Annotated in this window: 11 protein-coding genes; 3 read left to right on the forward strand and 8 right to left on the reverse strand. The window is 50.4% G+C overall.

Annotated elements, in window-relative coordinates; translation table 11 throughout:
• Positions 1–128 precede the first annotated feature (128 nt).
• From M1D70_RS23635 to M1D70_RS23645, 3 genes are read right to left on the reverse strand one after another with little or no spacing between them, the layout of a single operon-like run.
• Positions 129–1,142, reverse strand: coding sequence for a zinc-binding alcohol dehydrogenase family protein (locus M1D70_RS23635; RefSeq protein ID WP_456288127.1), 1,014 nt, complete (start codon positions 1,140–1,142; stop codon positions 129–131).
• A 19-nt stretch (positions 1,143–1,161) separates the two neighbouring features.
• Entirely contained in the window at positions 1,162–2,103 is a 942-nt protein-coding gene (locus M1D70_RS23640) for an aldo/keto reductase (protein ID WP_456288128.1), read from the reverse strand.
• Positions 2,090–2,950 (reverse strand): amidohydrolase family protein, encoded by an 861-nt coding sequence (locus M1D70_RS23645; RefSeq protein ID WP_456290493.1) that lies wholly within the window; start codon positions 2,948–2,950, stop codon positions 2,090–2,092. The genes M1D70_RS23640 and M1D70_RS23645 overlap by 14 nt, the downstream gene beginning before the upstream one ends.
• Before the next feature lie 141 nt (positions 2,951–3,091).
• Between M1D70_RS23645 and M1D70_RS23650 the strand changes: the two genes are divergently transcribed.
• The 3 genes from M1D70_RS23650 to M1D70_RS23660 all read left to right on the forward strand — a co-directional run bounded on the left by M1D70_RS23650 (position 3,092) and on the right by M1D70_RS23660 (position 6,046).
• A complete protein-coding gene (locus M1D70_RS23650) occupies positions 3,092–3,967 on the forward strand; it encodes a helix-turn-helix domain-containing protein (protein WP_456288129.1) in 876 nt (291 codons plus the stop codon).
• A 161-nt stretch (positions 3,968–4,128) separates the two neighbouring features.
• Positions 4,129–5,052 (forward strand): S66 peptidase family protein, encoded by a 924-nt coding sequence (locus M1D70_RS23655; RefSeq protein WP_009593206.1) that lies wholly within the window; start codon positions 4,129–4,131, stop codon positions 5,050–5,052.
• 79 nt (positions 5,053–5,131) lie between these two features.
• The gene (locus M1D70_RS23660) at positions 5,132–6,046 is read left to right on the forward strand and encodes a nucleoside hydrolase (protein ID WP_456288130.1); all 915 of its coding nucleotides are present in this window, start codon (positions 5,132–5,134) and stop codon (positions 6,044–6,046) included.
• A 154-nt stretch (positions 6,047–6,200) separates the two neighbouring features.
• Here the strand turns inward: M1D70_RS23660 and dgoD are convergent, their stop codons facing one another.
• The 5 genes from dgoD to M1D70_RS23685 form a co-directional block, all read right to left on the reverse strand.
• The gene (dgoD, locus tag M1D70_RS23665; RefSeq protein WP_456288131.1) at positions 6,201–7,349 is read right to left on the reverse strand and encodes a galactonate dehydratase; all 1,149 of its coding nucleotides are present in this window, start codon (positions 7,347–7,349) and stop codon (positions 6,201–6,203) included.
• Positions 7,350–7,363: 14 nt separating this feature from the next.
• Entirely contained in the window at positions 7,364–7,999 is a 636-nt protein-coding gene (locus M1D70_RS23670; RefSeq protein ID WP_456288132.1) for a bifunctional 4-hydroxy-2-oxoglutarate aldolase/2-dehydro-3-deoxy-phosphogluconate aldolase, read from the reverse strand.
• 264 nt (positions 8,000–8,263) lie between these two features.
• Positions 8,264–10,267, reverse strand: coding sequence for an AbfB domain-containing protein (locus M1D70_RS23675; RefSeq protein WP_456288133.1), 2,004 nt, complete (start codon positions 10,265–10,267; stop codon positions 8,264–8,266).
• 66 nt (positions 10,268–10,333) lie between these two features.
• Positions 10,334–11,290, reverse strand: a complete 957-nt coding sequence (locus tag M1D70_RS23680; RefSeq protein ID WP_456288134.1) for a glycoside hydrolase family 43 protein — start codon at positions 11,288–11,290, stop codon at positions 10,334–10,336.
• Positions 11,291–11,512: 222 nt separating this feature from the next.
• Entirely contained in the window at positions 11,513–12,346 is an 834-nt protein-coding gene (locus tag M1D70_RS23685; RefSeq protein ID WP_456288135.1) for a helix-turn-helix domain-containing protein, read from the reverse strand.
• Positions 12,347–12,353 lie beyond the last annotated feature (7 nt).

The following is a 12,353-nucleotide window of genomic DNA, read 5'->3' on the forward strand; positions in this document are numbered from 1 at the left end:
ATTAAGACATACTGTTATCATACACTGCAAAATAAAATTAAGAAATATGCTGTCCATTTCCATCTGCCGTTTGACCTTCCATGATCCTCTTTCATCTGAACCATGTTCAACCAATTCAAGAGAATGGTTCAAAGTTCCACCATCGCCTTAATGACCTTGGCGGAAGGACGGAGCCAGCCCTGGAATTCTTGGATCAATTCGTCGAACCGGCATCGATGGGTGATGTACGGATCTACATCAATGCCGCCTTCCGAGATCCGCTGCATCACATCATGGAAATCATCCCTGGTCGCGTTTCGGCTGCCCATCAGCGTCAATTCCCGCTTATGGAATTCGGGATCCCGAAATGAAATGTCCCCTTGAATCAAACCGACATACACCAAGGTTCCCCCATGCCCAACCATGTTAAAAGCGTTGGTCATGGAGGGTTGGTTTCCCGTTGCGTCCAAAACGATGGAGGGAAATTCTCCATCCGTTAGCGCCGAAAGATCGGACAATTCATCTCCAACCTGGATGGCATGATCCACCTTCGCCCAGGCTTTGCAGAAGGCCAACCGATCGGCGTTCATATCCATGGCAATAACGGTTGCCCCTAGCGCTTTGGCAAAAACCATGATCCCCAGTCCTATCGGACCGGCTCCGATGACTAAAACCGTATCATTCGGGGTCACATTCGCCCGTTTAACGCCATGAGCGCCGATGGCAAGCGGTTCTACCAAGGCAGCCTGATCCAAGGTCAGCCCTTCCGCCCGCATCAAATGGCGAGTCGGAACGGAGATGCGCTCGCGCATGCCGCCGTCGATATGCACACCCATCACCTTCAACGATCTACAGCAGTTTGTTTTGCCTCTAAGGCAAGGCATACATTCCCCGCAGTGAATGTAAGGAATGACGCAGACGGTGTCTCCGGGCTTCAATCCCTCTTCGTTAGCTCCGACTTTTTCAATGATGCCGGATAGCTCATGGCCGAGAATACGCGGGTACGTAAAAAAGGGCTGATTCCCGCGAAAGGCATGCAGATCCGTACCGCAAATCCCGATCCGCTTGATGCGGACGATGGCTTCTCCTTCGAGCAATGGAGGCTCGGGCAAATCCTCCCGGTATTGAAATTTCCCGATCTCTTGACATATGATACCCTTCATCCCAGCTGCCTCCTCTTCATCATCGGATGCCTTCATTGTATTCCTGGCGTCCACTTATCCAAGTCCGTCCTTGTACGGGCTCCAATATCTTCAATACTTCCGCCAAGAGGGTCTGATCCAGCGGCTCTTCGCTCCAAGCAGCATTACGTTGTATATTGTCGGGATTGGCCGTACTGACCAGCGTCGTCGGGATCTGTTCATTCGAAGTCGAGAATTGCACGGCTAGCTTCGCGATATCCGTTCCGGCTTTAGCGCAATACTCGGCCGCACGTCTGCAGGCTTCCCTGATCTCCGTTGAAGCCGGATGCCAAGACGGTGCTCCTCGGGAACCGAGAAGGCCCATGGATAAGGGAGAGGCGTTAATAAGCCCAGTTCCCTCCTTGTCAAGCAGCGGCAGCAAACTGGTAAGCGTCTGATCGTTCAAAGAATAATGGCAGTAAGAAATGATGGCATCGACTTCGATTTGGGGCAGCAATTTTTCGAACAGCTGCAGAGGCAGACCGCAAATCCCTCCAAAACGGATTTTCCCCTTTTCCTTCAAAAGCTGGAGTGCAGGAAGGGCCTCCTCCATTACAACGGATGCGGGAACGAACTCAATATCATGCAAAAAGAGTATATCCACGTAATCGGTTTGGAGTCGCTTCAAGCTCTCATCGATACTGGCGATAATCCGCTTGGACGTGAAATCAAAATCATTCTCGCCATAGCGGCCTGCTTTCGTAGACAGGATGAATTGGTCCCGGGGTAATTGTCGGATCGCTTCGCCCAGCACGGTTTCCGCCTTCGTCAATCCGTAATAAGGGGATACATCGATCAAATTGATGCCCGCATCCATGGCTGCGTGCACGGTACGGATTCCCTCGCTGTCGTCGGTTTCCCGAAAGACGGAGCCTAAGGAAGACGCTCCGAAGCCTAATACCGAAACATCCAGACCGGTTCGGCCTAACTTACGGTATTTCATGATGAACACCACCCTTATCCAACTTATAGAACGCCTTGGCGTTCAGACCGAACAAACGCGCATGTTCCCGTTCTCCCCAATGCTTCGGCAGCGCTTCTGCCAATACGTCAACCACTTGGTCATATCCCGCCGATAGCAGGCACACGGGCCAATCGCTGCCGAACATGACCCGATCGGGACCGAACATCGCGACCACTTTATGTACATACCCATTAAAGTCTTCATGGCTCCACCGGCGATGCTCCGCCTCGGTCACCATACCGGATAGCTTGCAGTAGATGCGCGGAAAACGGGCGATTCGCTTCATCAAGCTCTCCCAAGGCTCCATCTGTCCGCTTCGGATCGGCGGCTTGCCCAGATGATCGATGACGCCGCGGATGCCGGGGACCTGCTCAATCAGCTTCAGCAGCGGCTCCAGCTGATGACTCCGAACAAGAAGATCGATCGGAACGTCTTCCTTGGCATATTCGTTCAATGCTTGGATAAATGACGGCTCCAAGATGACGTTGGCGTCCGGCATATCCTGAATCATGAGGCGAAAGCCGATAAATTTCGGATGTTTCCGAAATCGCTCATAATGCCGGCGGTGCTCCGGATCGAACAGGTCGATCCATCCTACCACTCCGACAATGGTAGCATCGCGATCCGCCAACGATAACAGATAGTCCGTCTCTTCCAAGGTCGGTGCCGCCTGAACCGTTATGCTGCCGTCCAATTGATGCGAATCCAAATGCGGCTTAAGATCGGAGGGCAAGAAGTTTCGATAAAGCTCCGGAACCTCCGGCGTGATCCATTCATAGTCCCCTCTCTCAATCAGCCAATAATGCTGGTGGGCATCCAATCTCATATCCATCCCTGCCTTTTAAGTATAGTGTTCGCTATCTTTATTGTACGTTCATAATCTGTGCACAAAAATAGCCAAGGATTGCATTTTTATAACCTATTTTGATATTGTTGTCCTTAATAGAGGATAAGGAGTGGTAAAATCATGACTCCCCTGCGTAAACCCTTTCATGGGGACCCCCTGTTTCCGATGGAAATGGTTTATCGGACTATAAAAAGCCCCCAATTGGAGCTGCCTCATCACTTGCATGATCTTTACGAATTGGTTTATGTGTACCAGGGAAAAGGCACTTTTTTTATTGAGAACAAGCTGATGGAGAAAAATGAAGGCGACCTTTTCATCATACCCGGGAACACGATTCACAGCTCTTTCCCTGACCCGGACCAGCCCATTGTTTCGAGTGCTTTATTCTTTGCGCCTTCGCTTGTACTCGGTGCGAACGGAAGCGATTTGCAATACTCCATTCTCAGCTGTTTTGAATATGCCCAAAGAACAGGGTCCTACCGTCATCAATTGCCCAAGTCGAACCAAGCCTATATCGAGGACATGCTGAAAGGAATCTCGGAAGAGATCCGGCTTGCCCAGCTAGGATTCCGCGAGGCGCTCGTGCTTCAACTGCGCTCCTTGCTGCTGCACATCAATCGCTATATCAGCACCCTGTCCGCAGAACAGACGGTCCACTCCCAGATCGGCCCGGCCTGGCTGATGGATTCCATCCAATGGATTCACGAACACCTGGATCAGCCTATCGGACTATCTGCTCTGTCGGCACAAGCTGCGGTGGACCCCGCCCATTTCTCCCGCATGTTCAAGAAATACACCGGGTTGCATGTGACGGGTTACATGCATGCTAAACGGATTGCCCGTGCCAAAGAGCTCCTGCGAAACCATGAGGAGTCTGTCGGGCAAATCGCTGAAATCTGCGGGTATGCCACGCTGACGCACTTTCATCGCAATTTCAAAAAATTGACGGGTATGACCCCGGGAGCATACAGAAAGCAGGCTGCTTCCCATCGTTAAGACACGCCGGCAAGCACTTGCGATCATGGCAAGCGCTTGTCCAACTAACGATTCACTATTCCCGCTTCATTTCAGTACTGTGCAGATGGCGTATTCAATATAATCTAGAAAGAGACACGGGAATACGAGGCTTCTTCTATTTCAAGGTAGGAGGCAGGAATATGCCGATACGTCCGCCAATACTACAGAGAGGCGATACTGTTGGAATCGTTACCTTGGGCAGCCCGCTCGCTGCCAGCATCATTGATGCACGGATCGAATTTTTGAGAGCAATGGGGTTCAATATTGTATTGGGTCAATATGTTTATGCGCAAAACGGGTTTCTGGCTGGCACCGACGAACAGCGGGCATCCGATTTAATGATGATGTTCCAAAACGAGCAGGTTAAAATGATACTGCCTACCAGAGGCGGCACAGGCGTAGCCGGAATCCTCCCGTACCTGGATTATCAGGTTATCCGGAATCACCCGAAAATCTTGACGGGCTACAGCGATATCACGGTTCTATTAAACGCCCTGCATCAACTGGTCGATTTAATTACCTTCCATAGTCTATTGCTTATTGACTTCAAACCCGAAACGCCAGCCTATAATTTCGATCAGTTTTTTGCGGCAACGTCCCTGTATTCATTAACGCGTCCCATCCTGAACCCGCCTGGAATGCCCCTGATCGGCCGGATTCCGGGCAACGTTACGGGGCCGCTTGTAGGCGGTAATTTAACGTCATTTGTTGATACGCTGGGGACTCCCTTCGAAATCGATACACGGGGGAAAATCATCGTTCTTGAAGAAACGCATGAACCTACCAATACCGTCTACAGATACTTCAACGATTTGAAGCTCGCCGGAAAATTTCGTGACTGCATCGGCATCATCATGGGGGAATGTACAGGCTGCCAGACGGCTTACGGCAAAGCCTATGAGGATGTCATCAACGAGTTCATCGTGCCTCTCGGCAAGCCGTTGATCACGAATCTTGCGACGGGCCATGGTATGTATAAAGCAGCTCTGCCGATTGGCGCAACCGTTAATCTCGATTCCATCCGTAATGCCATAACGGTGGTCGAACCCACGATCAGCGTATGAAGTTCGTTTCCTAATGCTAGATGAATCAGCTGGAGCGGCTCCTGGCGGCCTAGCCCAAACATGATTGGAGGATATGGCGATGACTACTTTTCCAACGATCCCGGCAAGCCAATTGGTGCAGCGTCTGGAGCATCCGGGACATAAAATCCGCCTGGTGCTGGATACCGACGCGTTCAATGAAATCGACGATCCGTTTGCGATCGCTTACGCGCTGAAATCCGCGGATAACATGACCGTAGAGGCAATATATGCAGCGCCTTTCTTCAATGAGCTATCTTCAGGTCCTGCGGACGGAATGGAAAAAAGCTACCAGGAAATATGGAACATCCGCCGCATTCTGGGACGTGAAGACATCCCTGTCTATCGCGGCTCCACGGGTTACCTTCCTGCTTCCGACCAGCCGGTCGAAAGCGAAGCCGCGCGCAATCTCGTTGAGCGGGCCATGGCAAGCGATCCTGCCGATCCCTTGTATGTCGTTGCGATCGGTGCCATCACGAATGTTGCATCCGCCCTGCTCATGGAACCCCGGATCCTCGAACGGATCGTGCTGGTATGGTTAGGCGGGCATGCCCTGCATTGGAGCGATACGAAGGAGTTTAACCTTTTTCAGGATTTGCACGCATCCAGGCTGGTCTTGAACTGCGGCGTCCCGCTCATACTCGTTCCTTGCCTCGGCGTGGCATCTCATTTGCAAACCTCGTTATCCGAACTGCGGGACTTCGTCAAAGGCCAAGGCGAGATCGGGGATTATTTATTCCAAACATATTTAAGTTGTTCCGACGATCATTTTGCTTATTCCCGGGTCATATGGGACATTGCCGTCATTGCCTGGCTCAACAACCCGGAGTGGTGCCCGAGCGCTCTGGTTCACAGTCCGCGAATATCCGAGGATTTTCGATGGATGCATGATCCATTACGGCACATGATTCGCTCCGTTCATTTCATTCGGCGTGACGAGGTGTTCCGGGATCTTTTCTTGAGGATTGCCCGATAGACATGGATAACTTATAAAAACGCCCTTATAAAGGATGCATCCCATAAAAAACAGCCCCTTCTACTGGATACAGAAGGGGCTGCCGGCGCTCCAGGAAGCTATATGCCAAACACATACAAATACCGATGATTTGGATCGACATCCGTTTGGGTTATCACCACTCCGCGATGCTTCCATCCGTATGCCGCCAAACGGGGTTTCTCCAATTGTGTCCGATATCGGCCATTTTTCGCACATGATCTTCGTTGATTTCAATTCCTAAGCCAGGACCCTCCGGTATTTTCACGTAACCGTTCTCATACTCGAACACAAGATTATCCACAATGTAATCGAGTAAATCGCTCCCCTGATTATAATGAATGCCAAGGCTCTGTTCTTGAATAAATGCATTGTGGCAAGTGGCATCGACTTGAAGGCAAGAGGCTAATGCAATCGGTCCAAGTGGACAATGCGGAGCTGCCGCCACATCAAACGCTTCAGCCATGGAGATGATTTTTTTGCATTCTGTAATACCGCCTGCATGGGATAGATCCGGCTGAATAATATCAACATATCCATCCATCAATATACGTTTAAACTCCCATTTGGAGAACATTCGTTCACCTGTTGCAATAGGGATGGCTACATGATTTGCAATGTCGCGCAGCGCTTCATTATTTTCGGGCAAAACAGGTTCTTCAATAAACATCGGGCGAAAAGGCTCCAGCTCTTTGGCTAAGATTTTGGCCATTGGCTTATGCACGCGACCGTGAAAATCAATGCCGATTCCAACATACGGACCCACCGCTTCCCTGACAGCTGCAATGCGCTCAATGACCTGGTCTATTTTCTCATAGGAATCGACATATTGAAGTTCTTCCGTACCGTTCATTTTTACGGCTGTAAATCCTCGGGAGACCACTTCTTTTGCCGAATTGCCGACATCTGAAGGACGATCTCCTCCAATCCATGAATAGACCTTGATGGACTCCCTTGCTTTTCCCCCAAGCAATTGATGAACGGGCGCGTTATAATATTTCCCTTTGATGTCCCATAAGGCTTGATCAATGCCCGAAATCGCACTCATCAAGATGGGGCCGCCCCGATAAAAGCCTGATCGATACATGAGATTCCAATGGTCCTCTATTCTTAATGGGTCTTTCCCTATTAAATTCTCCATTAACTCTTCGACTGCGGTTCCTACCGTTCTCGCTTTTCCTTCAATGACAGGTTCGCCCCAGCCGACAATCCCTTCATCCGTCTCCATCTTTAAAAACAACCAGCGGGGCGGTACTAGGAATAATTCGTAACCCGTAATTTTCATTATGAATACGCTCCTTAATCCTCGTTAGATTTTACGGCTGAAGCAAATTGTCTCGCTTTTTCTGATAATTGCACGAAATACTCATCTGTTATCTCCAGCTGCGTATTCACGAGTGCGCTTCCAATGCCACAACCAATAGCGCCCGCTTTCATAAATTCCTGAATATTGTTTAAATCTATGCCGCCAGTTGGCAGCAACGGAATTTGCGGAAGCGGTCCGCGTATATCTTTAATGAAGCTTGGTCCCAACGTCGCAGGAAACACTTTGATAATATCTCCGCCATTTTCATAGGCTGATAGAATTTCAGTTGGAGTAAAGGCACCCGGGATGCTTACTGCTCCGTATCGTTTTGCCATTTTTATCGTTTCTATGTCAACCGTAGGAGACAGAATGAATTTGGCCCCTGCTAAGATAGCGGCTCGCGCAGTTTCCGAGTCCAGAACGGTACCCGCCCCCACCACCACTCGATCTCCAAGTTCAGCGGTTATCTCTTCAATGGCAGACAATGCGTTTGGTGAATTCATGGTGATTTCTAGCATGTTCACCCCGCCTTCGTGCAGCGCCTTTGCCATGTTCAAGACGTCTTTTGAATTGGCGCCGCGGATAATCGCTATTATTTTGTTATCTAGAATGCTGGACATGGTATTCATGAAGTTTATGCTCCCTCCTTACATTTAACGCGTGGCATCTTCTGTACCTACCCGGCCTACAGGACCCGCTGCATGTCCACTTAAAAAAGCCGGATTCATTCCTGTTATATAAACGTATTTCGTATTCGCGATAAAAGAACTGATAATAGAATGATAAAATTTGCAAGAAAAGAAGGCAGCCGATCGCCCTGACCAGCTGTCTTCTCTAGTTAATTATGTTGCAAGAACAAGCACACAATATTAGGCTTATTCCTTACGTATGAATCACTTCACGTAAAATGTGGCGTCCTTCTGATCCAATTCAGTCGTGATCGGCGAGATCTCCAACATGCCGTCCCGGTGCCTGATAAATGTTCCGGATATGTTATAAGACTCGAAGGAGGCTGCCCATGGACTTGAAAAGCCGGTACGCAACTTCCATGTCGCATCCTGTTTAAACAGAGAGGACTCATTATTGGACTCCAGCCAAATCTTGCCGTCGCGATGTCTGAGATATTGACCTGGAAAGGACACCGATTCGATGGAGACGGCGGATGGATCGGCCAGTCCAGGAACCATTCTCCATTGCGATTCACCGCTGTACTGCCCCCCGTCAATCTTACCTCGGCCGTCATGATAACGAACAAAACTGTTTGCGATGTTAAAGCTCTCGAACTGATTGACCGGAATTTCCGCATCCACCCGCACCGCTTTCCAATTCTGCGTATCCAAACCATTGGCCGTCCATTGAATGACCTTGGTACCGGCCGGAGCGCCGGCACCCGCATTGTCCAGCATCAATCCGCTGCGCTCGTTCATGCTGGTGTAGTATCCGTTGCCCTTGTGCGTAAATTTCCACCTCTGAGTATCCAATTCATTATTCGTCCACATGATCACGTTTGTACCCGGTGTCGTGGCTCCGTTGGGATTATCCAGGATCAGGCTGTTGTTTACATTCATTGCCCGGAAGAAGCCGCCGTTTCTGTAATCCAACCGCCACCACTGGGTATCTGCCCCGAGATCGTTCCACTGGATGACGTTTGTCCCGGCCGGCGAACCGCCGCCGGCATTATCCAGAAGAAGCTGGTTATTCTGATTGACCAGCTTATAGGTCCCCCCGGAAACAAGGGAGAATTCCTTGTCCACCTGGGCTACATTGGCGCGGATTTCATTCCGGCTCCCTACTTTTACGGTATTGACCTCCAGGAGCAATGACGGGCCTAGCGGCAGCAGCGTTCCGCTCCAGGCAGCCGGTGTGCTCTGATTAGTCCCTTTTACGGTCAGCGGGGCGTCCATTTGCGTCCAGGTCGCTCCGTAATCGGCGCTCGTAAACATTTTGTTAGCGGAAGAAACCACATCCGTCATGCCCCGAACGTAAAAGCGGCCATTCGCGGTTCCGTCATCGATGTAAGCAACCTCCGGTGTCTGGGATGCGCGATATATTCCTGTTCCTACAACCTCCCCCAGATCCGTCGGGCTTCCCCAATGGATGCCATCAGGTGAGGTTTTGAACCGGACCGCAAAGTTAGGGGCTGCCCCCAGCATCTCAAAAAACATGAAATAGCTTCCGTTCTTCGCTTGTATGACCCTCGGCATCCCCGGACGCCAATTCCAATCTGCCTGATTGCCCACAATGATGCTGTAATTTCCCCAGGTCAGTCCACCGTCACTGGAAATCTCCTGCGCGATTGCCTGGTTATACCCCGGTTTCCGCTCATCCGAGTAATAGCAAATCAACCGGCCATCGGCCGTGATCGCAAACTCCGGCTCCCATGTACGCTTTGTCCCCTCGGTTCCCCTTGCAGCCAGGTTGCTGTGAAACTGCCAAGTGGCGCCGTTGTCCGTGCTTCTCCAGATATGAATCGTATACGGTGCGGAGTTGTCCCAATCCGTGGATGCAAACAATAAGGTTCCTGCCGGATAATCCCCAACCTGCTGAGGCAGTACATACAGCGTTGTCATGCCTTGCTGATTCCGGTTCAGTCCGTAATCATTCGGATCAATTTCACTGAATAAGGACCAGGTTGCCCCGTTGTCCGTGCTCTTGTAAAAGGGAAAGGGCTGCATGCCGCTCCATCCTGCGTTGCCGGGAAACCGCGGGGTGAAGGTCGTCAGAATATCTCCATTATCAAGCTTGACCGCCCTTACATAATAAGGCTCCGGTTCAGCCGGATTACTATATACAACCGTTCCGATAGCAGCCGCCTGCGTCGTTGGCGCGGCTAAGGTTGACATGAACAGCATAACGATGACTGCAAGCAGCCCAGAACGTTTCAGCCTAGTATTCATCTCAAATCCCTCCATAATAGATAATGGATCATTTCATATGCAAATCTGTTTAAAGGCGTTCATTGATCACTCCCCCGATGGTACGGGCTGATGATGCGCATCGCTCCAAGGAACCCCGAAATCAGGCGTCCCATCAAGTTTCCAGCCGAATTTCTGTATGCGCGTCGAGCGGATGCTCGCATCGGCGTCGGCTGAAGGAAGCGCATGGAAGACGATCCAGTCCTCTTGATCATCCGGAGACCTCGTAAAGCTGTTGTGGCCGGTCGCATAGACTCCGTTCTCTATACTTTTGCGAAAAACAGGCTCCATCGACTTTTGCCATGAAGCCGGATCCATCGGATCGGCATCTTCATCCATCGTCAACATACCCAGGGCATAATCCTCGGACCAGGTCGTGCTGGCGGAATAAACCAGAAAAATGCGGCCGTTCCTATGCAGCGTGACGGGACCTTCATTAATGGCCATTCCGCCTTGTTTTTCCCACGTAAGCGTCGGAGCCGTTAGCAAGCTGTGTTCCCCGGTCAATGTCCAAGGATTAACCATTTGCGCAATATAAATAGCAGATCCGTATTCGGGAAAATGTCCGTATCCGGCGTATAGAAAATAAAGCCGGTCCCGAACCGTCATCACGGTGCCGTCCAAGCCCGGAACGGGAGTCTTCATCGCCCCTTTCCAAACCCATTCGCCTTCGAGCGGATCGCTATGTTCGTTCTCCAGCACGCATAACCCCCGCGATTCGTCTCCTCCGCCGTCGTTAGCCGTATAGTAGATGTACCATTTGTCATTCAGATAGTGTATTTCCGGTGCCCACAAGTTATAGCTGTAGGGGCCTCCCGGTTCCGGAGACCATAGGGTCTTCCTTCGGCCCTCTGCAAGTCCGGTCAAGCTGGAGGATCGGGTAAGTTCCAGGCGACCCGGCTGCGTGGACATAAAGTAATAATAGCCATCCGTGTGCTTCAGCACCCAAGGATCGGCTGCGTTTGCTACGATTGGATTGCTAAACGTCGTTGTGCGATTTGACATGCTCTCTCTCCTTTTATTCCTTCATTCCGGTCAAGGTAAAGCCTTCAGCCAAGTCCACCCCCTTCGGTTTATTTCTTGCTTCCATTAATTATCAGGGACGAATTCTGGGCAAACAATTATGAAAACGCTTTAGTATATATGCAAAATAAAGCAATACCGAATCGTTTTCGACGGTCGAAAAAGAGGACCGCCCTGACGGACGGTCCTCATAGACGATTCGATTCATGGATTCTGCTTACGCCATTCAAGCGGTGTGGCTCCATTCGATTTAGTAAAGAACTCATAAAACCGACTGGAAGAGGTAAAGCCCACCTCGGCGGAGATCGATTCGATCGCCTTATCGGTTTGTCGCAACAGCCGTTTAGCCTCCATCAAACGAAGGTTGATGATATACTGCTTTGGCGAGACGCCGAAGGATTCCGAGAACTTCCTGCGAAGATTGCTTTCGGAAATAAAATGGCGAGCTGCGAGCTCGTTAACCGTAATCTGTGTATAATAGCTGCTATGAATTTCTTTTAATACCGCTTCCAATACGACCTCATCGGTACCTGCCGCCCTTATCGACGTTTCCCTGTTACGCTGGAATATCAGCAAGGTTGTCTCAAAGGCAATCCGCATCATGTTGTAGGCATCGATGTCTTGCCTCTTGGAATTCCATTCTTTCTCCAGCTGAAAAAAACTGATTTCCGCCCACCGCATATCATCTTCGTGAAGATGGGCGCTCCGGATCCGATGTGGTTTGGACTCTATGTCATGAAAGAGGTATTGGCAATGGACCGGAAGCCTATCGTGGAAGAAATGAACGGATATCCCCTGCCAAGGCCTCGTACAAACGAAGCCGTGATGAAGCCGGGCAGGTATCAGGATAAGATCGCCGGCAGCTACCTTGATATTCTGTTCAGAAGAGCTGTAGTACCCTTCCCCATCCAATACCAGCGTCAGCTCATCGTATTCATGGGCATGTGACTGGAAGAGGCCCTCTCCCTGCTCGGCCTGAAAGGTGTGAGGCTTAAAGCGCTCCATACTGATCACAAAGCTCTTTTCACTGTTTTCCATGTTCCAT

Source organism: Paenibacillus sp. AK002, from assembly GCF_053903045.1.

What these genes read in the sequence shown, in the direction of transcription:
- M1D70_RS23635 (WP_456288127.1), bottom strand. Translation starts at nt 1,142, where the DNA reads ATGAAGGGTATCATATGTCAAGAGATCGGGAAATTTCAATACCGGGAG.
- M1D70_RS23640 (WP_456288128.1), bottom strand. Translation starts at nt 2,103, where the DNA reads ATGAAATACCGTAAGTTAGGCCGAACCGGTCTGGATGTTTCGGTATTA.
- M1D70_RS23645 (WP_456290493.1), bottom strand. Translation starts at nt 2,950, where the DNA reads ATGAGATTGGATGCCCACCAGCATTATTGGCTGATTGAGAGAGGGGAC.
- M1D70_RS23650 (WP_456288129.1), top strand. Translation starts at nt 3,092, where the DNA reads ATGACTCCCCTGCGTAAACCCTTTCATGGGGACCCCCTGTTTCCGATG.
- M1D70_RS23655 (WP_009593206.1), top strand. Translation starts at nt 4,129, where the DNA reads ATGCCGATACGTCCGCCAATACTACAGAGAGGCGATACTGTTGGAATC.
- M1D70_RS23660 (WP_456288130.1), top strand. Translation starts at nt 5,132, where the DNA reads ATGACTACTTTTCCAACGATCCCGGCAAGCCAATTGGTGCAGCGTCTG.
- dgoD (WP_456288131.1), bottom strand. Translation starts at nt 7,349, where the DNA reads ATGAAAATTACGGGTTACGAATTATTCCTAGTACCGCCCCGCTGGTTG.
- M1D70_RS23670 (WP_456288132.1), bottom strand. Translation starts at nt 7,999, where the DNA reads ATGAATACCATGTCCAGCATTCTAGATAACAAAATAATAGCGATTATC.
- M1D70_RS23675 (WP_456288133.1), bottom strand. Translation starts at nt 10,267, where the DNA reads ATGAATACTAGGCTGAAACGTTCTGGGCTGCTTGCAGTCATCGTTATG.
- M1D70_RS23680 (WP_456288134.1), bottom strand. Translation starts at nt 11,290, where the DNA reads ATGTCAAATCGCACAACGACGTTTAGCAATCCAATCGTAGCAAACGCA.
- M1D70_RS23685 (WP_456288135.1), bottom strand. Translation starts at nt 12,346, where the DNA reads ATGGAAAACAGTGAAAAGAGCTTTGTGATCAGTATGGAGCGCTTTAAG.